The organism is Pseudoduganella sp. S-14 (genome assembly GCF_049913285.1).
Taxonomy (GTDB): Bacteria; Pseudomonadota; Gammaproteobacteria; order Burkholderiales; family Burkholderiaceae_D; genus Rugamonas.
The window spans coordinates 5,679,027-5,705,468 of sequence record NZ_CP183991.1; the positions used below are offsets into that span (position 1 = coordinate 5,679,027).

Sequence of the window (26,442 nt, forward strand, 5' to 3'; positions counted from 1 at the left end):
GCCACCAATGCTAGACAACCTGACTACGCGCCTTGCCAAAGTCGTCAAGACGATGCGCGGCGAGGCCCGCCTGACCGAATCCAACACCGCCGACATGCTGCGCGAAGTGCGCATGGCGCTGCTGGAGGCCGACGTCGCCCTGCCGGCCGTGCGCGAATTCATCGCCAAGGTCAAGGAAAAAGCCCTCGGCGAAGAAGTGATTTCCTCGCTGACCCCGGGCCAGGCCCTGGTCGGCGTGGTGCAGCGCGAACTGGGCGCCCTGATGGGCGCCGACCTGGGCGCGGAAGCCTCGCAGCTTTCGTTTGCCCAGCAGCCGCCGGCCATCATCCTGATGGCTGGCTTGCAGGGCGTGGGCAAGACCACCACCGTCGGCAAGCTGGCCAAGTATCTGAAAGAGCAGAAGAAAAAGAAGGTGCTGACCGTGTCGGCCGACGTCTACCGTCCCGCCGCGATCGCCCAGCTGCAATCGGTGACCGGCCAGGTCGGCGCCGACTTCTTCCCTTCCACCGCGCAGGACAAGCCGGTCGACATCGCGCTGGCGGCCCTCGACTGGGCCAAGAAGCACCACCATGACGTGCTGATCATCGACACCGCCGGCCGCCTCGGTATCGACGAAGAGATGATGAAAGAGATCGCCGCCGTGCACGGCGCGGTCAAGCCGATCGAAACCCTGTTCGTGGTCGACGCCATGCTGGGCCAGGACGCCATCAACACCGCCAAGGCCTTCAACGATGCGCTGCCGCTGACCGGCGTGGTGCTGACCAAGCTCGATGGCGACTCGCGCGGCGGTGCGGCGCTGTCGGTGCGCCACATTACCGGCAAGCCGATCAAGTTTGCCGGCGTGTCGGAAAAGCTGGACGGCCTGGAAGCGTTCGACCCGCAGCGCATGGCCAACCGCATCCTGGGCATGGGCGACATCCTGGCCCTGGTCGAGGAAGCGCAGAAAAACGTCGACGCCAAGGCGGCAGCCGAGCTGGCCGCCAAGGTCAAGTCGGGCGGCAAGTTCGACATGAACGACTTCAAGGCGCAACTGGCGCAGATGAAGAAAATGGGCGGCATGAGCGGCCTGCTCGACAAGCTGCCGGCCCAGTTCCAGCAAGCGGCAGCCGGCGCCAACATGGACCAGGCCGAGAAGCAGGTGCGCCGCATGGTCGGCATCATCGACTCGATGACGCCGCAGGAACGCGCCAAGCCGGAACTGATCAAGGCGGCGCGCAAGCGCCGTATCGCGGCCGGCGCCGGCGTCCAGGTGCAGGAAGTGAACCGCATGCTGACCCAGTTCGAACAGATGCAGACCATGATGAAAAAACTGTCGGGTGGCGGCATGATGAAGATGATGCGCTCGATGAAGGGCATGATGCCGGGCATGCGCTAAGCCCCGCCAAGCCGCAAATAGCCGCCTTCGGGCGGCTTTTTTTGTGTTTAAGTCTTGTTTCCCCTAAAAAACCCACAAAAACACTTGCACAAGCTGCAAACCCCCGCCAATATTAGCCGTGCGATAGTATTGCGCAATTATCCATTTGTTTGTTAAGGAGGCTCGAATATGGCAACAGCCAAGAAAGCAGCACCAGCAGCAAAGAAAGCCGCCGCCAAGCCAGCAGCAAAAAAAGCTGCCCCGGCCAAGGCAGCAGCCAAGCCAGCAGCAAAGAAAGCAGCCGCACCAGCCGCACGTAAGCCTAACGCAGCCTTCATGAAGGCGATGACACCATCGAGCGCACTGTCCGCCGTAGTCGGTTCCGCACCGCTGCCGCGTACCGAAGTGACCAAGAAAGTCTGGGACTACATCAAGAAACTGAACCTGCAGGACGCCGCAAACCGCCGCATGATCAATGCGGACGACAAGCTGAAAGCTGTCTTTGGCGGCAAAGCCCAGGTTTCCATGTTTGAAATGACCAAGCTGATTTCCGACCACCTGAAATAAGCTGCTTCTGGCTGTTGCAGCCATTCGAGGAGCCCCGACGCCACGCGCTCGGGGCTTTTATTTTTTATGCATCCACGCCTTCACGCCTTCCTCTCGCTCGCCGGCCTGGCCGCGCTCGGCCCGCTGGCCTTCGACATCGTCCTGCCTGCCTTGCCGGCGCTTGGCAAGGAATTCGGCTTGTCCCTTCCCGCCACCCGTTCCTTGCTGGCGGCGTACATGGCGGCGATGGCGACGGCCCACCTGCTTTCGGCTTGGGCTTCCAATGCCCTCGGCAAGCGCGCGGTCCTGCTGGCCGGCGCCCTGCTGCTCGCTGTCGGCAGCGCCTTGTGCGCGCTTGCTGGCGCGCCATGGGAACTGCAGGCCGGACGCATCCTGCAGGGCCTTGGCGCGGGCGCCGCGGCGGCCCAGTTGCCGCTGCTGATGCGGTCCCATTCGAGCCGCAGGCTGCGCCTGCTGGCCGAAGGCGCGATTCCGGTGCTGGCGCCGATCACGGGAGCGTTTTTCGTGCTGTGCGCGAGCTGGCGCCTTGCCTTCTGGCTGGCGGCAGCGGCGGCGCTGCTGGTGCTCGTCCTGCTCGCGCTGGCCCCCGCGGCCCCAGGCAAAGCCGGCGACAGGTTCCAGTTTGCCGAGTTGCTGGGCAATTTCACGTACTTGCGCTACGCCGCCTGCCACGCCCTGTGCTTTGGCGCCGTGGTGGCCGGTGCAGCCGGCCTGCCGGTGATGGTTTCCCTGGACCTTGGCCTGAATGCCGGACATATCGCCATGCTGCAGGCTGCGGGAGCTGCGTGCACGCTGCTCCAGTCTTTTGGCGACCAGGACGGGTCGATGAGGCAACGCGTCACGTTCGGTATTGCCATGATGATCATTGCCGCTGCCTTCATCGTTCCATGGGACCTGCTGGAAAAAGGCGTCGATCCGTTCTACTACCTACTCGGTTGCTGGAGCGCGCTGTGCCTGGGCTTCTCGGCGTGCGTAATGCCTCTGGCCGCCGGGGCACTGAAAGCGGCGGGCCAGCAGGCGCGCGCCGGACTGTCGCTGCTGCAGTTTGCCAGCCATGCCGTGGCCGCCGCAGCCATCCAGTTTACGGCCGGCGGCAAGGTGGAAGACGCGGCACTCGTCACGTTCGGCACTGCCGCCCTGATGGTGATTGCGGGAGCGGCCGTGCTGCCCCTTTTCATCTGGCGTTCCGCCTACGTTGAGCATTAGCCAGCCGCCATGCAAGCACTCCAGCGCCTTGCCGTTCCCCTCGCCAGCCTGACCGCACTGGGCCTGCTGGCCTCGGACCTGTACCTGCCCGCCATTCCCGTGATGGCCGCGGAGCTTGGCGCTTCGATCCCTTCCGCGCAGGCGACCATGGCGCTGTTCATGGCAGCGCTGGCCCTGTCGCAGCTCGCCTGGGGCTGGGCGGCCGATCATTTCGGCGACCGCCGCACCATCATGGCAGGCACCGTCCTGCTTGGCGGAGGCAGCCTGGTGTGCGCCATGGCGCCGGGGATCGACTGGATGCTGGCGGGCCGCCTGCTGCAGGGACTGGGCGCAGGCGCGGCCACCGTTGCCGTCCCCGCACTGATACGGCGCCGCTTCAACGAAGCAGACGCCGTCAAGGCGCTGGCCATGGTCGCCATGGCCGAATCGACCATTCCTGCCGTGGGACCGGTAGCCGGCGCAGCCATCGTGCTGTACGCCGACTGGCGCACCACGTTCTGGCTGATCGCCGCCATGTCGCTGCTGCTGCTGCCGCTGGTCGCGCGCATTGTCGGCCGCGCGCCGGTCCCGGCATCGGCGCATCCCGCCGCGACGCCCGCCCAGCGCGGCTATGCCCCGCTGCTGCGCAACCGCCGCTACCTGCGCTACGCCTTGAGCTACGCCCTCATGTTCGGCGCCCTGCTGATGTATGTCGCCAGCGCGCCGGTGCTGGTCACGCGTGCCCTAGGGCTGGGGATCGAAGCCTTCGCCATCCTGCAGATCTGCGGCGTGCTGGCCTTCATGCTTGGCGCCTCGGCCGCGGTAAGGCTGGTGAAGCGCCTTGGCCAGCAATGGCTGGTGCGCAGCGGGACGCTGCTGCAATTCCTGGCAGGCGCAGGCTTGATGGGAATGGCCCTGGCGGGCCTGGCCGGCACGCGCGGCCTGGTGGCGCTGGCCGTGCTCGCGGCCCTGTTCTGCGGCGGCCTTGGCCTGCGCGGCCCCGCCACCATGGGCGGCGCGCTGCATGCGGCCGGGGACGATGCCGGCAAGGGCGCGGGCCTGCTGATGTTCCTGGCCTTTGCCTGCGTTGCGGGCGCCACGCAACTGGTGGCGCCCTTCCTGCATTACGGCTTGCTGCCGCTGGGCGTCCTGCTATTCGCGATGGTCAGCGCCAGCGCGCTCTTGCTGCCGCGTTAAATGCCGCCGATGGTGGCACTCTTGATGAAGACCAGCCTGTCGGCATCGTCTGGCCCGGCGATGCGACCATTATTGCGTTCGGTGGCGATGCGGGCGCTCACCGGCTTGCCGCGCAAGCTCGGTTTCAAAGCCACCACGTCGTCCTTGTCCGGCTCCGTAAACCAGTCGCCGCAGTGGGTCGTGCAATAGGCCTGGATCTCCTTGCCGTTCTCCGTGCGGATCGTCAAGGAATAGTTATCGAGGCCGCCGCCGCCGACCAGTTTGCCCTTCACGAGTTCGGTCGGGACTGGCGGGCAATACGCGGGCGCATCATCGCCCAGCATCTTGCAGCCTCGCTTGATTTCATCGGTGATCATCTCGCAGCTGTTTGCGGCATTGCATGGCGGGCGCGTGGCGGGAGAGACATTCTTGCATTGCTTGACCAGTTCTGCGGCCCTTGCTTTGCCAAGCTGCTCGTCGCAGGACAATGCCGCGGCATTGCCGGCAAAGGCCAGCCAGGCCACGGAAATCAGGATCTTATTCAATTGCATCGTTGCGCACCTGCGTGTGTTGGAGAGGCGCAAAGTGTAATCGCCGCCGCCCGCACACATATGCACGGAATGTCACGCACGCGGAACTTTGACGTGGCGCAGCAGCTTCATGCGGCTTCCGGTCCATTCGAAAAATGAAATGCCGCGCCGTTTCGCGTCCTCCTCGGGATCTCCGATCAGGATGAACAGGCGGCTGTCGACGCGATAGCGCAGCATGCCGCCGCTATCGAACAAGGGGCCGTCGATATTGATGACGATATTGGTTTCGACACCGGCCGGATGAAATACCTTGCCGGTGCGGGCATCGATGATCTTGTTCATCACGCAGCTGCTGCCGCAGCCCCATTGCGCCACGATGAAATGGCCGGCGAAATCCGGGCGTTGCTCCTTCGCCGCCTTCTTCAACATGGTGCGGTACTGGCGTGCCTGCGGGTCTGCCCGCCAGCGCACGGCCGCAACCGGGCCGGTATAAGGCCTGGAGGGATAATCCTCGAAGCGCGGCGCATCGGCCGGATAATCTTCCTGGCAGATGGTGAGGCTGTCCTCCTCGCCGGGCGGATCGCTCTTGCACGCCAGCGCCAGCAACGGCGCCATGCAGACTGCCGCCGCCAGCAGCATGCCAAGCCGGCGCAAGACGGTTACAGCTTCCATTTGTTCCACGCCGCCAGCACCGCGTTCGGATACTCAGGCCGGCCACGGCTGCCGTTGTAGCGGCCAAGGGCCAGGTAGAGGTTGCCCTGCTCCATGTCGATATACATGCGCAGGATCGAGCAGCCATAGCGCAGGTTGGTCTGCATATTGAACAGCTTGGAGCGGTCGCGGTCGCCGATCACATTGGTCCAGAACGGCATCACCTGCATGTAGCCGCGCGCGCCGACGATCGACACCGCATATTTGCGGTAGGCCGATTCAACCTGGATCAGTCCCAGCACCAGGCCCGGGTCCAGGCCGGCGCGGCGCGCCTCGTACCAGGCGGTTTCAAGGAATTCACGGCGCATGAATTCGTCCGGCAGCTTGCGCTTCAGCCGATCCGACATGGCCGCATGCCAGCTGTCGTATTGCCCGCGGTCGGTGGGGTTGAGGAAGACCGGCTTGGGCGGCCGGGCATCCATGATGGCGTTGGACAGCGCCAGCCGCACGCTGTCGGCCAGCGCCTCCTCTTTCTGGTTGCCGGCAAAGCCGAACGGCGCGCACAGCACGCCGGTGGCGAAGGCCAGCGCATGCCACCAGCGCAGGGGACGCGCCCACCAGCGGCGGCGGTCACGTCCCTGCTTTGGCAAATGCCTTGCCATGGCGATCACTTCTGGATCTTGCCCTTGATGAAGGCCAGGGCATCGGCGACAGGCACGGCCGTCGCTTCGGAATCGCGGCGGCCCTGGTATTCCAGGTTGCCTTCCTTCAGGCCACGCTCGCCGATCACCACGCGGTGCGGCACGCCGATCAGTTCCCAGTCGGCGAACATGGCGCCTGGGCGTTGGCCGCGGTCATCCAGGATGACGTCGATGCCCGCTTCCACGGCCGCGTTGTACAGCTTCTCGGTTTCTGCCTTGACCAGCTCCGAGCGGTCCATGCCCATCGGGCACAGCACCAGTTCGAACGGCGCCAGGGAGGCCGGCCAGATGATGCCCTTGTCGTCGAAGTTCTGCTCGATGGCGGCGCCCAGGATACGGGTGATGCCGATGCCGTAGCAGCCCATTTGCAGCGGGGCAGGCTTCTGGTTCTCGTCCAGGAAGGTCGCCTGCATCGATTCGGAGTAAGCGGTACCGAGCTGGAACACGTGGCCCACTTCGATGCCGCGCTCGATCGCCAGCACGCCCTTGCCATCCGGCGAAGCATCGCCTTCGACCACATTGCGCAGGTCGGCCACCAGTGCCGGTTCGGCCACGTCGCGGCCCCAGTTGGCGCCGGTGTAGTGGTAATCCTCTTCATTGGCCCCGGTCACGAAGTCGGACATCAGCGCCACGGTGCGGTCGGCCACCACGGTCACGGGGCCCCTGGCGCCGATCGGGCCCAGGTAGCCAGGCTTGCAGCCGTAGATTTCCAGGATTTCGGCTTCGGTGGAGAAGCGGTTCTGGGCCAGGCCAGGCACCTTGCTGGCCTTGATCTCGTTCAGCTCGTGGTCGCCGCGCAGCAGCAGCATGAAGTGCTGCTTGGAGCCGTCTTCCTTGTCGGCGGTCAGGGCGATGGTCTTGACGGTCTGCTTCAGGTCGATGCCCAGCAGCTTGGCCACGTCTTCGCACTTGGCAGCTTTCGGGGTCGAGGTCTTGGCCAGGGCGGCGCCGGCGGCAGCGCGGGTGCCGGTGGCCACCGCTTCCGCCGCTTCCATATTGGCCGCGTAGTCGGAGCTCGGGCAGTACACCAGCGCGTCTTCGCCGGTGGAGGCGATCACGTGGAATTCATGCGAGCCGGTGCCGCCGATGGCGCCATTGTCGGCCGCCACCGCGCGGAACTTCAGGCCAAAGCGCGTGAAGATGCGGGTGTAGGCGTCGAACATGATCTTGTACGAGTTTTGCATGCCTTCCAGGTCGCGGTCGAAGGAATAAGCATCCTTCATGGTGAATTCGCGGCCGCGCATCAGGCCAAAGCGCGGGCGGCGTTCGTCGCGGAACTTGGTCTGGATGTGGTAAAAATTCAACGGAATCTGGCGGTAGGATTTGATCTCGCTACGCACCACGTCGGTGATCACTTCTTCGGAAGTCGGCTGGATAGCGAAGTCGCGGCCGTGGCGGTCCTTCACGCGCAGCAGCTCCGGACCCATCTTGTCCCAGCGGCCGGTTTCCTGCCACAGTTCCGCCGGCTGTACCAGAGGCATCAGCAGCTCAATAGCGCCGGCATTATTCATTTCCTCGCGAACGATGGCTTCGACTTTACGGATCACTTTCAGGCCCATCGGCATGTAGGTATAAATGCCGGAACCGAGGCGCTTGATCATGCCCGCGCGCATCATCAACTGGTGGCTGACGATCTCCGCGTCAGATGGAGCTTCCTTGAGGGTTGAAATAAAAAAACGAGATGCACGCATATCGGTGAATTCTTTTTAAAAAGAGAGAGTTATAATCGACCTAATTTTAAAGGATTAGCTGGCCCGATGCGTCCAAACTTTATACAAAGAGCGCTATTACAGTTGGATTTGTAGTCAAAAATATAAGAGGACGCCTCGGCCACAGAAAGTTTGAGGTGCAATATGCTCGATCGTGAAGGGTTTCGCCCCAACGTCGGCATCATCCTGCTCAACTCGCATAACGAGGTGTGGTGGGGCAAGCGGGTGCGCGAGCACTCGTGGCAGTTCCCGCAGGGCGGGATCAAGTATGGTGAAACGCCGGAGCAAGCGATGTATCGCGAGCTCGAAGAGGAAATCGGCCTGCGTCCGGAGCACGTCAAGATTATCGGCCGCACGCGCGACTGGTTGCGTTACGAGGTGCCAGACCACTTCATCAAGCGGGAAATCCGCGGCCATTACCGTGGCCAGAAGCAGATCTGGTTCCTGTTGCGCATGTGCGCGCGCGACAACGACGTCAACCTGCGCCTGACCGACCATCCCGAGTTCGACGCCTGGCGTTGGCACGATTACTGGGTTCCGCTGGACGTGGTGATCGAATTCAAGCGCGAAGTCTACCAGCGCGCCTTGCAGGAGCTATCGCGCTTCCTGACCTGGCCGGCGCATGGCGACCGCCGCCATTCCTCGCGCTACCTGCGCCAGCCGCATGGCCAGCGTGGGCAACGCAGCAGCGACAAGCCGCAGCAGCCCGCGGTGACGCCGCCGCCAACGGAACTGGTAACGAAAGAATGAAGAAGCTGCCCGCGAGGGCAGCTTTTTTTATGGCTGGCGCAAGGCCCAGCGCTGCGACACATAGTCGATCACCAGCAGCTTGCCCAGCAGGTGGTGCAAGCCCACCACGCCGGCGAGAGGTTCGCCAGGCGCGAAATCCTGGCCCTCGCAGTAGCCGGCCAGGAAGGCAGGCAGCTTGATGCTGTCGCCGATTTCCAGGGTGCGCGGCGCCGTCCCCATCACGCAGGCCAGCTGCCTGCCCCACGCGTTGGCAGAAAAGCGCCGTTCGTCGCGCAACGCAGTGCCACCGGTCAGCGCGGCCATCGCCTGCGCCGAATGGCCGTTCAGGCCAAACGCCGCGGAGCCGGTATCCAGAAGGGCAGCCTGCGGCTCGCCGCCGGCCACGCGCACCGTCACCAGAGGCTGGCCGCCCGCCCCGCCCCAACGCGCGTAGCGCATGGCTTGCGCGTCCGCAGCCTGCTGCAGCGCCGCGCCCTGCTGCCAGCGGTAGCGTGATCCGGCCAGGTCGAGCTCCAGCGTGCCCTGTTCGAAGAATTCGTTGCCGATGGTGGCGATCAAGCCTTCGGTGCAGCGCCCCTGCTCCAGCAAGGCAAGGCTGGCGGAGCTGGCGGCGACCGCACGACGCAAGCCTGCAAGTTCGAGCGTCACCTCCTTGCGTCCCTCGCCGCCCTCGCTGTGCCAGATGACGGCGCCCGCTACACCGGTGTCGAGCTGCGCATAGCAATCGACGCCCTCGACCTTGACCGGCAACACGATGGCGGCCGGCACCTTGGGCGCGCCTTCGTAGAGCGCATGGTCGACAAAGAAAAACGGCAGGAATCCCGGCATTATCAAAAAAGCAGCAAAGAGAGGGCCGCAGGATACACCTTGGCGCAGCACGGTACAATGGCGGCATGTTTACCCCGTCTTCCCACGACGTGCGCCGCTTCTTCTGCGACGTCTACCGCAAAGCCAACGCCAACGAAATCATGGCCCCGATCGAACTGATCGCCCGCGACTGGATCATGGCGCACCCCGAGTACCACGACCAGCTGAAGGACGTCGAAGCGGCCATTGCCCGCGACTACTCGGTCGAAGGCAGCGAGGCCAACCCTTTCCTGCACCTGTCGATGCACCTGTCGATCACCGAACAGCTGTCGATCGACCAGCCGCGCGGCATTCGCGAAGCCTTCGTGGGACTGGCGCGCAAGCTGGGCACCGAACACGCGGCGCACCACGAGATCATGGAATGCCTGGGAGAGATGATCTGGAATTCCCAACGCCGCGGCGTGCCGCCGGACGGCGCGGCCTACGTGGAAGCGGTCAAGCGCCGGATTTGAGGAGCAGGCGCGCGGCGCCCGCCAGGCCATAGCCTCACGGCTCGTCCACGCGGACGATAGGCATATGCCAGATCAGGGCGAACACCAGCGGGCTGGCGACTGCCGCGAAAATCACCGAACGCACCAGGTGGTCGGAGCCGACTGCCAGCGCCGGGCCGACATTGATCAGCCACGGCAGCGTCGCGGCCAGCAGGGCTTGCGATTTGCGTCCCAGGCGGGCGATCAGGCACAGCATCAGCACTGCCACCCCGGCCAGCAATGCAGTTAGCAAGTACACCATCTCTCGGCACCTCCGCGATTTCTTGATACGGCCATGATAGACCACCGGTTCCTCGCGGAAACTATCCAATAATCGCAGTGCAGCAAATATTTATGCCGGCTTCCTGAACACGCAATAGCCGCCTGCCAGGCGGGCATCCGGCGCCGCGGCCAGGTGGCCATCGGACAGCAGGTAGATGCCGGAGCCTGCGCAGGCTTCCAGGTGCGCCAGCATTTCAGGCAGCGTGGCCTCGGCCGCAAAATCGTCCCATGCCGCGCCGGCGCCCGCCCCGGCATGCGGCGTCACGATGGCGTGGCTGGAGCCGAAGGCAGATGCCAGGCGCAACGCAAGGCCTGCCAGTGCGGCGCGGCTGCCCATGCGCTGCAATACGCAAGGCCAGCAAAAAGCGTCGTCGCGCAGCTCCAGCGCCACCATATGCCGGGTGGCCTGGCGCGCGCTGGCCGGCAGTCCGCCCACCCGGCCCAGCGCCTTGTCGACGCGCCGCAACAGGCCGCGCGCTGGCAGCGCATGGCTGACGTAGATTGTCGAAGTTTCCATGTTGATTTCCTCCAAGCATCATGTCTTGCTTCAGCATAGACCATGGATGCCGCATAGAAACTATCCAATCATTGCAGGCGCAGCCCCGCCTTGATCAAAGGCAAATCGGTGTAGCGCCGGCCGGTGGCGGCAAACAAGGCATTTGCCAGGGCCGGCGCCAGCGGACCGACCGCTTCCTCGCCGACCCCGCCCGGCGCCTCCTTGCTGTCGATGATCACGACTTCGATCTGCGGCGTTTCGGCCAGGGACAGCAGCCTGTAATCGCTGAAATTCGACTGTTCCACCGCGCCCTCCCTGACCGTGATTTCGCCGTGGAAGGCTGCACTCAAGGCGAAGATGATGCCGCCTTCCATCTGTCCGCGGATATTGCGCGGGTTGACCGCAATGCCGCAGTCGAGCACCGTGGTGACGCGGTGCAGCTTGACCCGTGATTCCGCATCGACCGACAGTTCGACCACCTGCCCGATATAGGTGCCGTTGGCCCAGGTGAAGGCCATGCCGCAGTGGCGCCCGGGCAGCCTGTCGCCGCGCCAGCCGGAACTCGCTTCCAGCTGGTCGAGCACCGCGCGTTCGCGGCTTCCCGCCTTCATCAGGCTGCGCCGGTAATCAAGCGGGTCTTCCTTGGCGCGCAGGGCAAGGTCGTCCACGAAGGACTCGGTGGCGAAGACGTTCTGCGACGCGGCGACCGAACGCCAGTAGCCAAGCGGCACGCCGGCGTCGATGGTGTTTGTGCGGTGAGCGAAGCCGGGCAAGCCGTAGTGGCGGGTCATCAGCACGCCGACTGCGCTGCGGTCGAAAGGCTTGGCGTACTGCCTGTCCGCGCCGAAGCGCGAGTAGTTGAACAGGGTGTCGCTCGCGCTGTCCATGCGCACGGCGGCCAGCGTACCGGCAGCGTCGAAGCCGGCGCGCAGGCGCAGCACGGCGGCCGGCCGATGGTAGCCGTGGCGCATGTCTTCTTCGCGGCTCCACAGCAGCTTGACCGGCGCGCCGGCTTCCTTCGCGATCAGGGCTGCCTGCACGGCGAAATCGGCCTCGATGCGGCGGCCGAAACCTCCGCCGCTTAGCGTCGTGTGGATCGTGACCGCTTCCGGCGCGATGCCAAGCGCCTGTGAGACATAGGTGCGGGCCGTGTCCTGCGCTTGCGTCGGCAGCCACAGTTCCGCCTTGCCGTCCCTGACGCTGGCGGTGCCGTTCATCGGCTCCATGGTGGCATGCGCCAGCAGCGGCACGCTGTAGGTCCGTTCCAGCCAGGCGGTGGACCTGGCCACGCCGGCGTCGTGCGCGGCGCTGATGTCTTCGGCCTTGCCATTGCGCGGCACTACCAGGTCGCCCTCTTTCTGCACGGCCTCGCGCAGCAAATCGCGGTACGGGGCACTGGAGTGCTTGCTGGCAGAAGCAAGGTTCCATTCCGGCTTGAGCGCATTGAGCGCTTGCTGCGCGCGCCAATAGCTGTCGGCCACGACAGCCACGGCATCGGGCAGGCGCACCACTTTTTTCACGCCGCGCTTTGCCAGCGCCGGCTGCGGGTCGAGCGCTGCCAGCTTGCCGCCGAAGTGAGGGCACTGCATGATCGCGGCATGCAGCATGCCGGGCACTTTCACGTCGATGCCGTAGACCGCGCTGCCATCGGTCTTGGCCGGCAGGTCGAGCCGGGCCACGTCCTTGCCCATGTAGCGCCAGCGTTCCTTCGGCATCAGGGGCGGATCGGCCGGCACCGGCTGGGCTGCCGCCTGCTGCACCAGCCTGGCATAGGGCAGCTTGCGGCCGCTAGGCTTGTGCAGGACGGCGCCAAGCTGGGTGTCGCATTCTGCGGACGGGACTTTCCATTCCGCGGCAGCCGCACCCACCAGCATCGCGCGCGCCTGGGCGCCGGCCTTGCGCAGTTGCGTGAACTGGCGCGCCACGCCGCCGCTGCCATAGGTCGCATATTCGCCCCAGCCGGCGTTGATGAACTGCTTTTCGAGCGGCGCCATTTCGATGCGCACGGTTTTCCAGTCCAGGTCCATTTCGTCGGCCAGCAGCTGGGCGATGGCGGTGCCGGTGCCCTGACCTATTTCACTGGTGTTGGAGAGGATGGTGACGCTGCCGTCCGGCGCAATGCGCACCCAGCCCGGCGGCGGAACCGGCGCCTCGGCCGCCACAGCGACGGCCGGGCCGACGGCGAGCAGCAGGCCGCCGGCCGCCAACGTCTTCAGGAAGTCGCGGCGATTGCTCATGCCACCTCCTCCACCTTCATCCCCGCCGCACGCCTGATTGCGCGCCGCACGCGTGGATACGTGCCGCAGCGGCACAGGTTCGTCATCGCTTCCGCAATCTGCGCATCGGTCGGCCTGGGATGGGATGTGAGCAGCGCCGCCGCCGCCATCAGCATGCCCGACTGGCAGTAGCCGCACTGCGGCACCTGCTCCGCGATCCAGGCTTGCTGCAAGGCGTGCGAACGATCCGGCGACAAGGCGTCGATCGTCCTTACCCTGCCCTTGCCGACCGCGCTGACCGGCATCACGCAGCTTCGCACCACCTGACCGTCGATATGCACGGTGCAGGCGCCGCAAACGCCCGCTCCGCAGCCGTACTTGGTACCGGTCAGCCCCAGCGTATCGCGCAGCACCCACAGCAGCGGCGTATCGCCCTCGACATCGGCCGTCCGGGCCGCGCCATTGATATCCAGCTTGTAAGCCATCGTCTCCTCCAAATGTTGGAGGAAGCTTAACAGTGGCCAGTGCGCGCGCATCGGCGCTGTGACGAACGCCGGCAACCGTGGTTTAAAAATGCAAAAAGCCCGCACAGGGCGGGCTTCTCTTCAAGCAGCGCTGAATCAGCGCTTCAGGACCAGCGAACCTGGCAGCGAGTGCAGGTAGGCGGCGATGTCCTGGATGTCCTTGTTGGTCAGGGGCTTGACCTGGCCGGTCATGATCGCGTTGGAGCGGCCGTTCGGCGCGTCGCCGCGCTTGTAAGCGGTCAGTGCGTGCTGCAGGTAATCCTTGTGCTGGCCGGCCAGCTTTGGATAGCTCGGGTCGATCGGGGAGTTGTAATCCTTGCCGTGGCAGGCAGCGCAGCTGTATTTTTCAGTCAGGGCCTTGCCATTTTCGATGTTGCCGCCAGCCAGGGCGCTGAACGAGACTGCGGAGCAGAACAGAGCGGTAATCAGTTTTTTCATGGTTCAGGGCCTTATTTCTGCTGGGAGTAGAACGCGGCGATGTCGGCGATGTCCTGGTCAGACAGACTGACAGCGATACCCTTCATGGTCGGGTGCTTGCGCTCGCCCTTCTGGTAGCCCTTGAGCGCGTTTTCAATGTACTTGGCAGATTGGCCGCCGATCATCGGCACCTGGAAAACTTCGGGGAAAGTCGCTTTGTAGCCTGGAATTGCATGGCAACCGATGCACATCTCGATCTTGCCTTTTGCGTTCTTGGCGTCGCCGACGATGTCCGCGGCTACGGCTGCCTGCGCAACTGCGGTCAGCGCGAGGAGTGCGAAGATTTTTTTCATAGGTGTGGGCTTTAGTCAGTTGAAATCGGACACTGCATTGCGCAACAAAACCGCTCCTTTGCGCCCTCAACCTGCGATTTTACCTTAGAAGTTGGCCAATCGTCCATAAGATGGAACAAGCAACAGCCTGAAACTGTGGTTTGCCAGGGCTTGCCATGACAGCAAGCCCCGGCTGGGCCTTAATAGCCGGCCGGATAGCTGGCAGTTGCACTCATGGCGACCGGCTGACCCACGCCGCTGCCCGAGCTGATCAAGTCATTCATCGGGAAGAACAGCTGCGCTGCTGCCGGCAGGTTGTATGCCGCCACCTGGGCTTCCGCTGCCGCGCTGACCGTGATGCCCCACAGCTTGAACATCGGACGCATGTCGCGGCCAATCAGGAAGGAGCTCGAGACCAGCATGAAGTCGTTGCCGTCCATATTGGAAGGGTAGCTGGTGTAGGTGCCGAAGCCATAGCCCGATGCCACGCTGGCCCAGTTGCCCGAACTGGCGCTCATATTACGGTCCAGCAGGTATTGCAGGGTCGGCAGCTCCCATCCGTCGACAAAGCTGCTGTTGTAATAGTGTGCGTATTCCACCAGCTGGCGATAGAACATGATGCGTACCGAGTTGTTGGCGGCGTAGCTGCTGTCGGACCAGGTGCTGTTGAACATGGCGTTGGCCGGATCGGCAGCAGCCAGCGCGGTTTTCAGGGCGCTGAACGCGGCGAAACCGGTATCCGGGCGCGCCTTGAGCGGGGCGGCAATGCCGGCAGGCGATTGATTGAACTTGATCATCTTATGCACCGGGAAGATGTTGTTCGACACTTCCGTCGACTGGCCGCCGTAAATCTTCATGCGCCAAACCTGCAGGTTATGTCCGATCTCATGCGACTCGCCCCAGCCAAGCGGCTCGAACGGCCAGTCCTGGTCATAAGGATTGCCGGAGCAGCCGTTGCCGCAAGCGGCATGCGAATCGGCGATCACGTTTTGCATGGTGTCGCGGCGGTGCTGGGTGCCGGTGCAGTCCCAGCCCAGGCTGTCGCACTTGGCCTTGACGCTGGGCGCCAGGCTCAGGAAGCCGCTTGAGGCGTTGAAGCCGGCCAGCTCGTAAGTATCCTTGATGGTGTACTTGAAGGTGGTATCCGCCAGCCGCACCATATTGCCCTGGTAGTTGGAAATGGTGCGCTTGAACTTGTCCTTCTGCGACTGCACGGTCAGCGTATCGGTGGCAAAGACCACCCAGCCGGTCGGCGTCGTGTTGACGGCATCCTGGAAGGCCGCAACCTGCACCGGGTCGTAGGCATTGCGCAGGATAGGATGCGTGATCACGCCATCGACCTTCACGCTGACCGACTGTTCGCCGGCCACCGGTGCATCGATGAACAGGATCAGCGGACCGCCATAAGGGCTGCTGATCACGACCGGCTTGTTGGGCTCCAGCGCGAAACGCGGCGAGCTGATTTGCGACGGACGGTCATAGGTGTTGAAGATCCAGGTGGTATCGCGCAGCATGTTCAGGCCGAAGCGCACCGTGTTGCCACCGTTGTCGGTGCGGGTCAGGGTCACCTTCGTTCCCGGCATGACGTACAGGCCGGTCATGTATTGCTTGGTGCCGCTGCTCGGCAGGCCCGTGGTAACGGTGCTGGACACGGTCGGCGTGGTCGCCGGGAACAGGTCCGAGAAATTGCCCAGGTTCTTCGCGACAGTCGTGACGCTGCGGTTGTACATCACCGTCATGTCGGAGAACAGGCCGCGGAAAAAGTCCTGGCGGTTGGCGGTTTTGGTCATCGGGTAGGACAGGGCCGCACGGTATTTGTCGCCCAGCAGGACCAGCAGCTTCTCCAGCTGGTAACCGGTCTGGGCGAACAATGGCGCCTGCGGGTTGTCCAGGTCCCTGATCACGTCCTGCACATCCTTGACCGGATTGCCGAATTCCGCCATGTACGCAACGTCATCCGAGCAGTCGATGCGGCCGCCGCTCGTGCAACCGCTCCAGCTGGTGCTGAAGTTGTTCTGGTTCAGTCGGTTGAGCAGGTTCTGGAACTTGCTCAGTTGCGGCGAATTCGCCGGCAAGGCCGCTGGGTCGAAGGACAACAGGCCTTGCTTGCTCCAGTAATTGGTTTGCTGGCTGAGACCGAAGTAATTGAGCAAGCGGTCGGACAGGTCGTCGCTGTCGCGGTAGTGATGCAGGTACAGCACCGGAATGCCGCGCTTCTGGGCGTCGGCCACCGCTTGCATGACAGCCGCGCCATCGTAGGCGCCCGGCCCCTGCTCGCGGCCAATCACCAGCAGGTCCGCGTTCTGCAGGCAGCCCGCCAGCGCAGCCCCGTCGCACACATTGTCTTTTTGCGTAGCGCCAGCCGCCAAGCCGTTGACCGTTGCCGTCGGCGACTTGGCAAAGAACCAGTCGCGCACCTTCTTCTCGTAAGGGAACCAATAGGTCTCGGTGCCAGGCAGGTGCGCGGTAACGACCTTCAGGTTGGCCAGGCTGCTGCGCGCGGTCAACCAGGTCGCCAGGTTGACCATGAACTGGTCCATATTGGCGTTGCCCGGCACGCCCAGCGGATTGCCGCCAAAGGCGGCGTAGCGCGCATTGCTGCCTGGTGCAACGCCGGCGACCGCCAGGGCGGAACCGTCACCGGCGGCGCTGTCGCTATAGCTCCAGTTGGAAGGCAGGATAACGTGGTTGCGCGAGTTGTCGACCACGCCGAAAACCGACGAATCATGGCTTGGATTCCAGTCGATGAGCCCAATGCTGGAACTGGTCCGCTTGCCATCCGCGCTGAGCTGGAACAAAGCCTGCTTGAGTTCACCGTACTTGGCGGTCTGCCCTGACATCAGGGCCTGCGCCGCCTGCATGATTTCATCGGTCGTGGCGTACTGGGCATCACCGGCCGTCAACGCTGCGCTGACCCCGGTTAGACCGCTGGTCTGGCCGCCTGAAGGAGGCGTGGATGGCTGGCTGCCACCCGTCGCAGGATTGCCGCTACCGGTCGAGCCACTGCCAGGCGCACCGCTGGCGCCACTGTCGGAGCCGCCGCCGCAGCCTGCAAGGCCTGCCAACAAGGCGACCAGGGGAATTAATTGGAATAGGTTCTTATTCACACCAGCCCTTTATCTGAAGAATATTAGCAGTCGAAAAAATGTTGCCATATGGAAATGGCGCGAAGTATATCTCAAAAGACAAGAGATATATCCGGCTAATTTTCGAGGGCACTCTCATTAGTGAGTAATTAGCAACAGAAGGAGGACATTTCGGCCAGAACCGGCAGAAATCAGCGGGCAAATGCACGCTGAGCGGTGCGCCCGGCAGCAACCGCGAGTTTGCAAAACAATAAATATGCATTAACGCAATAGCATCAAATAAGAATATAAAAGTGCAACGAAATAATATAAAAAAGTTAATTAAAATCCGAGGACTGCGGCACCGCGCCAGGCCGCTCTGGCATATACTTCCATTGATCAACTCACTGGAAATTTTTCTATGCACGCACCGCAACGCTTTGAAGGCTCAGACAACTACGTCGCCACCAATGACCTGAAGCTGGCCGTCAACGCCGCCCTCACCCTGCAGCGTCCCTTGCTGATCAAGGGCGAGCCGGGCACCGGCAAGACCATGCTGGCCGAAGAAGTCGCCGCCGCCCTCGACATGCCGCTGATGCAGTGGCATATCAAATCCACCACCAAGGCCCAGCAAGGGCTGTACGAATACGACGCCGTGTCCCGCCTGCGCGACTCGCAACTGGGCGATGAACGCGTGCGCGACATCCACAACTACATCGTCAAGGGCGTGCTGTGGCAAGCCTTCACCGCGCCGGAACCGGTGGTGCTGCTGATCGACGAGATCGACAAGGCCGACATCGAATTCCCGAACGACCTGCTGCGTGAACTCGACCGCATGGAGTTCTACGTCTACGAGACGCGCGAGATGGTCACCGCCAAGCACCGCCCCCTGGTGATCATCACCTCGAATAACGAGAAGGAACTGCCGGACGCCTTCCTGCGCCGCTGCTTCTTCCACTACATCAAATTCCCGGACAAGGACACGATGGAAGCCATCGTCAAGGTCCACTACCCTCACCTGAAGCAGGAATTGCTGGCCACGGCCCTGCAAACCTTCTACGAAGTGCGCGACGTGCCGGGCCTGAAGAAGAAACCATCGACCAGCGAGTTCCTCGACTGGCTGAAGCTCCTGATGGCCGAAGACATCCCGCCGGAAGTCCTGCGAAGCAAGGACCAGAAGGCCGCTGTCCCGCCGCTGCACGGCGCCCTGCTGAAAAACGAACAGGACGTGCACCTGTTCGAACGCCTGGTATTCATGTCGAGGACCAACCGCTGATGGACGCACCAACCCCGGTCACGCTGGAAGCCAACGGCCTGCGCCTGGAGCCGCTCGGACCGCAGCACGCCGACGCCCTGCGTGAAGCCGCGCAGGACGGCGAGCTGTGGAAGCTGCGCATCACCTCCGTGCCGGAGCCGCACAAGGTGGAAGCCTACATCGCCACCGCGCTGGACATGCGCCCTTTCCGGCTGGCCTTCGCCGTGCTGGATGCGGCCAGCGGCCAGGTGCTGGGCACCACCAGCTACCACGACATCGTGCCCGCCATCGACCGCGCCGAAATCGGCTACACCTGGTACCGCCGCAGCGTGCAGCGCACGCATGTGAACACCACCTGCAAGCTGATGTTGCTGACGCACGCCTTCGAAACGCTGGGCTGCGCCGTGGTCGGCTTCCGCACCGATAACTTCAACCACGCCTCGCAGGCCGCCATCGAACGACTCGGCGCAAAGAAGGACGGCGTGATCCGCCACCACGCCGTGCGCCGCGACGGCACCGTACGCGACACGGTCATGTACAGCATCGTGCGCGGCGAGTGGCCGGAAGTGAAGGCGCAACTGCGCTACTTGCTGGCGCGGAGGGAGGCAGCATGCTGATCGACTTCTTCTTCACGCTGAAAGACGCCAGAATCCCGGTCACGATCAAGGAATTCCTCACCCTGCTGGAAGCCATGCAAAAGCAGGTGCTGGAGCCATCGCTGGACGACTTCTACTACATGAGCCGCCTGTGCCTGGTGAAGGACGAGGCCAACTACGACAAGTTCGACCGCGCCTTCGGCCAGTATTTCAAAGGCATCAACGCCGTCTTCGACACCACCAAGGAGATCCCGCTCGACTGGCTGCTGCAGCGCATGAAGCGCGAACTGACGCCCGAGCAGATCGCCGCGCTGGAGAAATTCGGCTACGACAAGCTGATGGACCGCCTGAATGAGCTGCTGAAAGAGCAGAAGGAACGCCACGAAGGCGGCAACAAATGGATCGGCAGCGGCGGCACCTCCCCGTTCGGCAATGGCGGCACCAATCCCGAAGGCATCCGCATCGGCGGCAAGGGTGGCAACCGCACCGCGGTCAAAGTGTGGGAGCAGCGCACCTACAAGGACTACGACGGCGAGCGCGAACTGGGCACGCGCAACATCAAGGTCGCCCTGCGCCGCCTGCGCAAGTTCGCGCGCGAAGGCGCGGCCGAGGAACTGGCACTGGACCAGACCATCCGCGCCACCGCCAACAATGCCGGCTACCTCGACATCAAGATGCAGCCCGAGCGCAAGAACAACGTCAAGGTGCTGATGCTGATGGACGTAGGCGGCACGATGGACGACCACATCGAACGCGCGGAAGAACTGTTCTCGGCCGCCAAGACCGAGTTCAAGAACATGGAGTTCTACTACTTCCACAACTGCGTTTACGACTACCTGTGGCGCAGCAACCGCCGCCGCAACGCCGAACGCTTCGCCACCTGGGACGTGCTGCGCAAATACCCGCCCGACACCAAGTTGATCTTCGTCGGCGATGCCACCATGAGTCCCTACGAAGTGCTGCAGCCCGGCGGCTCGGTCGAATACAACAACGAGGAAGCCGGCGCCGAATGGCTCGGACGGTTCACCTCGCACTTCCCCAAGTTCATCTGGCTCAACCCCGAGCCGGAAGGCCTGTGGCAATACCGCCAATCGATCAGCGTCATCAAGCAGATCATGCAGAACCGCATGTTCCCCATCACCATCGAAGGCCTCGAGCGCGCCATGCGCATGTTGTCTAAGTAAGCTGGAGGCGGTAGCCGACGGCGGTTTCGGTCAGCAGGTATTGCGGCTGGGCGGGGTCGTCTTCCAGCTTGTGGCGCAGGTGGCCCATGTAGATGCGCAGGTAGTGGCTGTTGTCCGATTGCGCGGGACCCCAGACGGCGCGCAGCAACTGGGGCGCAGTCATCACGCGGCCTGCGTTGGCGACCAGCACTGACAGCAAGCGGTATTCGGTGGGCGTCAGGTGGACGTGCTCGCCGCGCTTGGTGACACGTCGGTTCGGCAAGTCCACTGCTACTTCGCCAAATTGCACCTGGCCGGCGCTGTCGGCCTGCGGTTGGCGCTGGCGGCGCAGGGTGGCCCGCACCCGGGCCAGCAGCTCGCCGGTACCGAATGGCTTGCTCAGGTAATCGTCGGCGCCGGCGTCGAGCGCCTTGATCTTGTCCGCTTCGTTGACGCGCGCGGACAGCACGATGACCGGGACGTTCGACCATTTGCGCAAGTCGGCGATGAAGTCGTTGCCGTCGCCATCCGGCAGGCCGAGGTCGAGGATCACCAGGTCGGGCCGGCGCGTCCCGGCGTCGATCAAGCCGCGCTGCATGCTGGCCGATTCGTGCACGTGCCAGCCCTCTTCTTCCAGCACGGCGCGCACGAAGCGGCGGATCTGGGGTTCGTCCTCCACCAGCAAGGCGGTGGGGACTATCTCGGATTGTTGGGTGTTCATTCTTCCTCGATTTCAGGCAGCCTTGGCGGCGTACCGACCGGCAGCGTGAAGACTAAGGCGGCGCCGCCGAGCGGAGACTTGTCCGCCGCTATCGTGCCGCCATGCGCTTCGACAATGGCGCGGCAAATCGCCAGCCCAAGGCCGACCCCCGGCTTGGCTGATTCTTTTTCGCCGCGGGTGAATTTTTCAAAGATCGCCTCTTCGCGGCCACGCGGCAGGCCCGGGCCGTTATCGTACACCATGACCCGCACGAACTCGCCGCGCTGCACGGCGTAGATCACGATGGATGCGCCGACCGGCGTGTACTTGGCGGCGTTTTCCAGCAGGTTGCAAAGGACGCGTTCGATGAGCACTGCATCAAAGCGCAACAGGGGCAAGCCGAGCGAGAGCTGGGTGCTGACCTTGTGCCCTGTCAGCTGCAGGCGGCTCGAACGCAAGGCGCTGCCCACCACTTCTTCCAGCGGTTGCCATTGCAGGTTGAATTTCAATTCGCCGCTTTCGATGCGTGCCATGTCGAGCAGGTTGGCGACCAAGGCGCTCATGCGCAGCGCTTCGGCATGCAGGGAGCTGGCGAGGGAAAGCTGCTGCGCCGACAGCGCCGGGCGCGAACCGGCCAGCGACTCCGACAGGCCAACCAGTGAAGTCAGCGGCGTGCGCAGGTCGTGCGACAAGGCCGCCAGCAGCGAATTGCGCAACCGTTCCGATTCCATATTGACCAGCGCCTCCTGCGCCACTTCGACGTAATGCACCCGTTCCAGCGCAATTGCAGCCAACGCCGCGAAGGTGTCGAGGTGCTGCCGCTGCTCGGGAATCAGTAGCCAGCGGCGCTGCGCCGGCTCAATGGCCAGCACGCCACGGGTGCGCATGGGCGCTACCAGCGGCATGTAGAACAAGGGGCCGGCCGGCAGCGTGTCCGTGCCCAAGCCCGCGCTTTCGGCATGGTCGAACGCCCATTGCGCCACACCCTCGTCAAGCGCAGGCACCGGAGCGGTGCCTGGCGGCAGGTGAAGCCCTCCGTCTGCATCAGGCACCAGCAGCGTTGCCTTGGCATTGAAAGTCGATTGTACGAAGCGCGCCGTGGTCTCGAACACTTGGTCGGTCTGCAGCGCACCGGACAGCTCGCGCGCGAATTCGTACAGGGCGCGGGCACGTGCTTCCCGATAGGAGGCCACGCGGGCCTGGAAGCGCAGGCCCGCGGTCAGGTGGCCGGTGATCAGGCCTACCGCCAGCATCACGGCAAAGGTGATGGCGTATTGCAGGTCCGAGATCGCGAAACTGAAGCGAGGCGGCACGAAGAAAAAGTCGAAACACGCCACGCTGACGCAGGTCGCCAGCACGGATGGCCCGCGCCCGTAACGCACCGCCACCAGCAGCACCACCAGCAGGAACAGCATGGCAATATTGGCCAGGTCGAAGTATGGCAGCAACGGCGTCGCCAGCAGGGCCATGCCGACGCTGGCGACGCCAGCCACCGCAAAGCCCTTCGCCCGCCGCCTGAAGCGCAGCGCATCTTCGTCGGCGTCGTCCTGCGCGGCGGCGCTGGATGCGGCCTGCACCGGCACTGCTTCGAGCTCGCTGCCGGACACTTCGATCAGGTCGATGTCCGGCGCGTGCGCCGCCAGGTTGCGGATATGCGAACGGCGCCATGGCCAGCTGCGGTGCGCCCGCCCCATCGCAATCTTGGACAGGTTGTGGCTGCGCGCATAGGCGGCAGCCGTGGCGGCGATATCGCTGCCGGACAGCACGGCAGTGGTCGCGCCCAGGTCCTGCGCCAGCTTGAGCATTTTCAGGACGCGCTCACGCTCCCCGGCCGGCAGGCGTTGCAAGGCCGGCGTCTCGACGTAGATGGCGTGCCATTGCGTGCCCAGTTGTCCCGCCAGGCGTGCCGCACTGCGCACCACTTGCTCGCAGCTTGGGCGCGGGCCCACCAGCGCCAGCACCGATGCGCCGGTTTTCCAGATGGTGTCGATCGACTGCTCGACACGATAGGCGCGCACATCGTCTTCGATGCGGTCGGCAGTGCGGCGCAGGGCCAGTTCGCGCAGCGCGATCAGGTTCCCTTTGCGGAAGAAGTTTTTCGCGGCACGTTCGGCCTGCTGGGACTGGTAGACCTTGCCGCCTTTCAGGCGCGACAACAGTTCGTCGGCCGGGATGTCGACCAGCACCACCTCGTCGGCGGCGTCGAACACGGTATCGGGCACGGTTTCATTAACCTGGATACCGGTGATGCCGCCCACCACGTCGTTCAGGCTTTCCAGGTGCTGCACGTTGACGGTGCTGAAGACATCAATGCCGGCTTCCAGCAGTTCTTCCACGTCCTGCCAGCGCTTGGGGTGGCGCGAGCCCGGCGCGTTGGAGTGCGCCAGTTCGTCGATCAGGACCAGCGGCGGGCGGCGCGCCAGCGCGGCATCAATATCGAACTCATTCAGGACCTTGCCGCGATAGGCAACTGCCCGAAGCGGCAGTACGTCCAGCCCTTCCAGCAGCGCCGCCGTTTCGCTGCGGCCGTGGGTCTCGATGACGCCGACCAGCACCAGCTGCCCGGCCGCCTGCAACTTGCGGGCGGTCGACAGCATGGCGTAGGTCTTGCCGACGCCGGCCGACGCGCCGAAGTAGATGCGCAGCCTGCCGCGCGCCGCCTTGCGCTCCTGCTGCTGCATTTGCGCCAGCAGCGCGTCGGGATCTGGCCGGTCGTCGTCGAGTGGAATCATATCAGCGAGTATGCGGCGTTTTCTTGTCCAGCGCCAGATTCAACGCCAGGACATTTACGCGCGGCTCGCCGAAAATTCCCATCATCGTGCCCGATGCATGCTCGGCAATCAGGGCTTGCACCTTCTCCGGCGCGATGCGGCGCTCGGCCGCCACGCGCCGGGCCTGGTATTCGGCCGCCGCCAGGCTGATTTCCGGGTCAAGTCCGCTGCCCGAGGCGGTGACAAGGTCCACCGGGATCGGCGCCGTGTTGCGCGGATCGGCAGCCTTGAGCGCTTCGATGCGGGAGCGCACGGCATCGGTGAAGGCGGGGTTGAGCGGGCCCTGGTTCGAGCCGCTGGAGCCATTGGCGTTGTACGGCATCGGCCCGGTGGCCGACGGGCGGCCCCAGAAATACTTCGGCGAGGTGAATTGCTGGCCGATCAGCGCGGAGCCGACCGGCTTGCCGTCCACCTCCAGGATCGAACCGGCTGCCTGGTGCGGGAAGATGGCTGCGCCGATGCCGGTAACAGCCAGGGGATAGGCGACACCGCAGGCCAGGGTCAGCGCGCCAAACAACACCAGCGCGGGACGAATAGTCGAAATCATCTTGTTCTCCACCTTAAACGAAGTTGAACGCTGCCAGCAGCATGTCGATCAATTTGATGCCGATGAACGGCAGGACCAGGCCGCCGGCGCCATACACCAGCAGGTTGCGGCGCAGCAGCGCGGTGGCGCCGATGGCGCGATAGCGCACGCCTTTCAGGGCCAGCGGAATCAGGAACACGATGATCAGCGCGTTGAAGATCACGGCGGACATGATGGCGGAGTTGGGGCTGGCCAGGTGCATGACGTCCAGCGCCTTCAGTTGCGGATACGTGCCGACGAAGGCTGCGGGAATGATCGCGAAGTATTTGGCGATATCGTTCGAAATCGAGAACGTGGTCAGCGAGCCGCGCGTCATCAGCATCTGCTTGCCGATCTCCACGATCTCCAGCAGTTTGGTCGGATTCGAATCCAGGTCCACCATATTGCCAGCCTCCTTGGCAGCCTGGGTGCCGGAGCTCATGGCCACGGCTACGTCGGCCTGGGCCAGCGCGGGCGCATCGTTGGTGCCGTCGCCGGTCATGGCGACCAGGCGGCCGTCGGCCTGGTAGCTGCGGATAAGTTTCAACTTATCCTCAGGCGTCGCCTCGGCCAGGAAGTCGTCCACGCCGGCTTCTGCCGCAATCGCAGCGGCGGTGAGCTTGTTGTCGCCGGTGATCATCACGGTCTTGATGCCCATGCGGCGCAACTCCGCGAAGCGCTCCTTGATGCCGCCCTTGACGATGTCCTTGAGTTCCACCACGCCCACCACGCGGCCATTGTCGGCCACCACCAGCGGCGTGCTGCCGCGGCGCGATACATCCTCCACAGTGCGGGCCACTTCGGCGGGCCACTGCAGGCCGGCCGCTTCCACATGCTTGCGTACTGCGTCGGCGGAGCCCTTGCGCACTTCACGGCCCTCCATGTCGACACCGCTCATGCCGGTGTTGGCCGAGAATGGAATGAAGGTGGCGTGCATCGGCGACAGTTCGCGCTCGCGGATATTGAACTTCTGCTTGGCCAGCACCACGATGCTGCGGCCTTCCGGCGTTTCATCCGCCAGCGAAGCCAGTTGCGCCACGTCGGCCAGGTCGCGCTCGGTGACGCCCGGCGCGGCGAAGAAGGCTGAAGCCTGGCGGTTGCCGAGTGTGATGGTGCCGGTCTTGTCCAGCAACAGCACGTCGACATCGCCCGCGGCTTCCACCGCGCGGCCGGAGGTGGCGATAACGTTGGCCTGCATCATCCGGCTCATCCCTGCCACGCCGATGGCTGACAGCAAGCCCCCGATGGTGGTCGGAATCAGGCACACCAGCAGCGCAATCAGCACCGTAATGGTGATCGGCGAACCCGCCTGCGCGGCTGCCACCGAGAACAGCGAAAATGGCAGCAAGGTCGCGGTCACGATCAGGAACACGATGGTCAGCGCCACGAGCAGGATCGTCAGCGCGATCTCGTTCGGCGTTTTTTTGCGCTTGGCGCCTTCCACCATGGCGATCATGCGGTCGAGGAACGTCTCGCCCGGGTTGGCAGTGACCTGCACCACGAGCCAGTCGGACAGCACGCGGGTGCCGCCGGTAACGGAAGAAAAGTCGCCGCCCGATTCGCGGATGACCGGCGCGGATTCGCCGGTAATGGCGCTTTCGTCCACCGAGGCCACGCCTTCGATCACGGTGCCGTCGATCGGTATGATGTCGCCGGCCTCCACCAGCACATAGTTACCCTTGCGCAGGTCGGTGGCCGGGCATGGCAACCAGGCAGTGCCATGTTTTGGCGCAGCCAGGCGCTTCGACGTCACGCTCTGCTTCAGGCTGCGCAGCGAGGCCGCCTGCGCCTTGCTGCGGCCTTCGGCCAGCGCTTCAGCAAAATTTGCGAACAACACGGTGAACCAAAGCCACACGGCTGTGGCAAGGATAAAGCCGGAGCTGGCCTCGCCAACGCCGTTCAGCGCCTGGATGTAAAGCAGCGTGGTAATGATGCTGCCGATATAGACGACAAACATCACGGGGCTGCGCAATTGGACTGCAGGACTCAGCTTGAGGAACGCATCGGCGATGGCCGGAACCACCAGTTGCGAATCGAGCAGCTTGAGGCGCTGGCCGGGTTGGGCGAGTGGAATCGCCTGCGATTGCGACATGATGTGCA

The 26,442-nt window shown here is 63.9% G+C and carries 25 protein-coding genes; 9 read left to right on the plus strand and 16 right to left on the minus strand.

The window, feature by feature from the left end:
• The first annotated feature begins 7 nt into the window (after window positions 1-7).
• The 4 genes from ffh to ACN9MZ_RS26225 all read left to right on the plus strand — a co-directional run bounded on the left by ffh (window position 8) and on the right by ACN9MZ_RS26225 (window position 4,303).
• Window positions 8-1,375: a signal recognition particle protein gene (gene ffh, locus ACN9MZ_RS26210; RefSeq protein WP_426339747.1), complete on the plus strand. Its 1,368-nt coding sequence runs from the start codon at window positions 8-10 to the stop codon at window positions 1,373-1,375.
• A gap of 168 nt (window positions 1,376-1,543) precedes the next feature.
• Window positions 1,544-1,921: an SWIB/MDM2 domain-containing protein gene (locus tag ACN9MZ_RS26215; protein WP_055929217.1), complete on the plus strand. Its 378-nt coding sequence runs from the start codon at window positions 1,544-1,546 to the stop codon at window positions 1,919-1,921.
• A 66-nt stretch (window positions 1,922-1,987) separates the two neighbouring features.
• Window positions 1,988-3,127 carry an MFS transporter gene (locus ACN9MZ_RS26220; RefSeq protein WP_426339748.1) on the plus strand — a complete coding sequence of 380 codons (1,140 nt, stop codon included), beginning with the start codon at window positions 1,988-1,990 and terminating at the stop codon, window positions 3,125-3,127.
• Between the two features lie 9 nt (window positions 3,128-3,136).
• Window positions 3,137-4,303 (plus strand): MFS transporter, encoded by a 1,167-nt coding sequence (locus ACN9MZ_RS26225; RefSeq protein ID WP_426339749.1) that lies wholly within the window; start codon window positions 3,137-3,139, stop codon window positions 4,301-4,303.
• Here the strand turns inward: ACN9MZ_RS26225 and ACN9MZ_RS26230 are convergent.
• The 4 genes from ACN9MZ_RS26230 to ACN9MZ_RS26245 form a co-directional block, all read right to left on the minus strand.
• Window positions 4,300-4,833 (minus strand): hypothetical protein, encoded by a 534-nt coding sequence (locus ACN9MZ_RS26230; RefSeq protein ID WP_426339750.1) that lies wholly within the window; start codon window positions 4,831-4,833, stop codon window positions 4,300-4,302. The genes ACN9MZ_RS26225 and ACN9MZ_RS26230 overlap by 4 nt on opposite strands.
• A 72-nt stretch (window positions 4,834-4,905) precedes the next feature.
• Window positions 4,906-5,484 (minus strand): hypothetical protein, encoded by a 579-nt coding sequence (locus ACN9MZ_RS26235; protein ID WP_426339751.1) that lies wholly within the window; start codon window positions 5,482-5,484, stop codon window positions 4,906-4,908.
• Window positions 5,472-6,125 carry a lytic transglycosylase domain-containing protein gene (locus tag ACN9MZ_RS26240; RefSeq protein ID WP_426339752.1) on the minus strand — a complete coding sequence of 218 codons (654 nt, stop codon included), beginning with the start codon at window positions 6,123-6,125 and terminating at the stop codon, window positions 5,472-5,474. Before ACN9MZ_RS26240 ends, ACN9MZ_RS26235 begins: the two co-directional genes overlap by 13 nt.
• Window positions 6,126-6,130: 5 nt before the next feature.
• The gene (locus ACN9MZ_RS26245) at window positions 6,131-7,855 is read right to left on the minus strand and encodes a proline--tRNA ligase (protein WP_426339753.1); all 1,725 of its coding nucleotides are present in this window, start codon (window positions 7,853-7,855) and stop codon (window positions 6,131-6,133) included.
• A 162-nt stretch (window positions 7,856-8,017) separates the two neighbouring features.
• Between ACN9MZ_RS26245 and ACN9MZ_RS26250 the strand changes: the two genes are divergently transcribed.
• Window positions 8,018-8,623: an RNA pyrophosphohydrolase gene (locus ACN9MZ_RS26250; RefSeq protein ID WP_057260876.1), complete on the plus strand. Its 606-nt coding sequence runs from the start codon at window positions 8,018-8,020 to the stop codon at window positions 8,621-8,623.
• 27 nt (window positions 8,624-8,650) lie between these two features.
• Here the strand turns inward: ACN9MZ_RS26250 and ACN9MZ_RS26255 are convergent, their stop codons facing one another.
• Complete coding sequence (locus tag ACN9MZ_RS26255) at window positions 8,651-9,451, minus strand: hypothetical protein (RefSeq protein ID WP_426339754.1); 801 nt, start codon at window positions 9,449-9,451, stop codon at window positions 8,651-8,653.
• A gap of 65 nt (window positions 9,452-9,516) precedes the next feature.
• Here ACN9MZ_RS26255 and ACN9MZ_RS26260 point away from each other — a divergent pair, with 65 nt between their 5' ends.
• The gene (locus ACN9MZ_RS26260) at window positions 9,517-9,942 is read left to right on the plus strand and encodes a DUF1841 family protein (protein WP_426339755.1); all 426 of its coding nucleotides are present in this window, start codon (window positions 9,517-9,519) and stop codon (window positions 9,940-9,942) included.
• 34 nt (window positions 9,943-9,976) lie between these two features.
• On the opposite strand, the gene ACN9MZ_RS26265 is transcribed toward ACN9MZ_RS26260, so the two are convergent.
• From ACN9MZ_RS26265 to ACN9MZ_RS26295, 7 genes are all read right to left on the minus strand, one after another.
• Window positions 9,977-10,222: a hypothetical protein gene (locus tag ACN9MZ_RS26265; protein WP_426339756.1), complete on the minus strand. Its 246-nt coding sequence runs from the start codon at window positions 10,220-10,222 to the stop codon at window positions 9,977-9,979.
• 90 nt (window positions 10,223-10,312) lie between these two features.
• Window positions 10,313-10,759: a hypothetical protein gene (locus ACN9MZ_RS26270; protein ID WP_426339757.1), complete on the minus strand. Its 447-nt coding sequence runs from the start codon at window positions 10,757-10,759 to the stop codon at window positions 10,313-10,315.
• Window positions 10,760-10,827: 68 nt separating this feature from the next.
• The gene (locus ACN9MZ_RS26275; protein WP_426339758.1) at window positions 10,828-12,975 is read right to left on the minus strand and encodes a molybdopterin cofactor-binding domain-containing protein; all 2,148 of its coding nucleotides are present in this window, start codon (window positions 12,973-12,975) and stop codon (window positions 10,828-10,830) included.
• A complete protein-coding gene (locus ACN9MZ_RS26280) occupies window positions 12,972-13,439 on the minus strand; it encodes a (2Fe-2S)-binding protein (protein ID WP_426339759.1) in 468 nt (155 codons plus the stop codon). The genes ACN9MZ_RS26275 and ACN9MZ_RS26280 overlap by 4 nt, the downstream gene beginning before the upstream one ends.
• A 135-nt stretch (window positions 13,440-13,574) precedes the next feature.
• On the minus strand, window positions 13,575-13,916 hold the full coding sequence (locus tag ACN9MZ_RS26285; protein WP_426319288.1) for a c-type cytochrome: 342 nt from the start codon (window positions 13,914-13,916) through the stop codon (window positions 13,575-13,577).
• Window positions 13,917-13,927: 11 nt separating this feature from the next.
• On the minus strand, window positions 13,928-14,248 hold the full coding sequence (locus ACN9MZ_RS26290; RefSeq protein ID WP_426164961.1) for a c-type cytochrome: 321 nt from the start codon (window positions 14,246-14,248) through the stop codon (window positions 13,928-13,930).
• A 179-nt stretch (window positions 14,249-14,427) separates the two neighbouring features.
• Window positions 14,428-17,334 carry an ImpA family metalloprotease gene (locus tag ACN9MZ_RS26295; RefSeq protein WP_426339760.1) on the minus strand — a complete coding sequence of 969 codons (2,907 nt, stop codon included), beginning with the start codon at window positions 17,332-17,334 and terminating at the stop codon, window positions 14,428-14,430.
• Window positions 17,335-17,713: 379 nt separating this feature from the next.
• Here ACN9MZ_RS26295 and ACN9MZ_RS26300 point away from each other — a divergent pair, with 379 nt between their 5' ends.
• Genes ACN9MZ_RS26300 through ACN9MZ_RS26310 form a run of 3 tightly spaced genes read left to right on the plus strand, consistent with a single transcriptional unit; the run spans window position 17,714 to window position 20,327 of the window.
• Window positions 17,714-18,568: an AAA family ATPase gene (locus tag ACN9MZ_RS26300; protein ID WP_426339761.1), complete on the plus strand. Its 855-nt coding sequence runs from the start codon at window positions 17,714-17,716 to the stop codon at window positions 18,566-18,568.
• Window positions 18,568-19,164, plus strand: coding sequence for a GNAT family N-acetyltransferase (locus ACN9MZ_RS26305; protein ID WP_426339762.1), 597 nt, complete (start codon window positions 18,568-18,570; stop codon window positions 19,162-19,164). Before ACN9MZ_RS26300 ends, ACN9MZ_RS26305 begins: the two co-directional genes overlap by 1 nt.
• Entirely contained in the window at window positions 19,158-20,327 is a 1,170-nt protein-coding gene (locus ACN9MZ_RS26310) for a vWA domain-containing protein (RefSeq protein WP_426336430.1), read from the plus strand. Before ACN9MZ_RS26305 ends, ACN9MZ_RS26310 begins: the two co-directional genes overlap by 7 nt.
• Here ACN9MZ_RS26310 and kdpE read toward each other — a convergent pair.
• Genes kdpE through kdpB form a run of 4 tightly spaced genes read right to left on the minus strand, consistent with a single transcriptional unit; the run spans window position 20,320 to window position 26,434 of the window.
• Window positions 20,320-21,027, minus strand: coding sequence for a two-component system response regulator KdpE (gene kdpE / locus ACN9MZ_RS26315; protein WP_426339763.1), 708 nt, complete (start codon window positions 21,025-21,027; stop codon window positions 20,320-20,322). The two genes, ACN9MZ_RS26310 and kdpE, sit on opposite strands and share 8 nt — an antisense overlap.
• On the minus strand, window positions 21,024-23,738 hold the full coding sequence (kdpD, locus tag ACN9MZ_RS26320) for a two-component system sensor histidine kinase KdpD (RefSeq protein WP_426339764.1): 2,715 nt from the start codon (window positions 23,736-23,738) through the stop codon (window positions 21,024-21,026). The genes kdpE and kdpD overlap by 4 nt, the downstream gene beginning before the upstream one ends.
• Window position 23,739: 1 nt before the next feature.
• Entirely contained in the window at window positions 23,740-24,324 is a 585-nt protein-coding gene (gene kdpC / locus ACN9MZ_RS26325) for a potassium-transporting ATPase subunit KdpC (protein WP_426339765.1), read from the minus strand.
• Window positions 24,325-24,337: 13 nt separating this feature from the next.
• Window positions 24,338-26,434, minus strand: a complete 2,097-nt coding sequence (gene kdpB, locus ACN9MZ_RS26330) for a potassium-transporting ATPase subunit KdpB (protein ID WP_426339766.1) — start codon at window positions 26,432-26,434, stop codon at window positions 24,338-24,340.
• Between the last annotated feature and the right edge of the window lie 8 nt (window positions 26,435-26,442).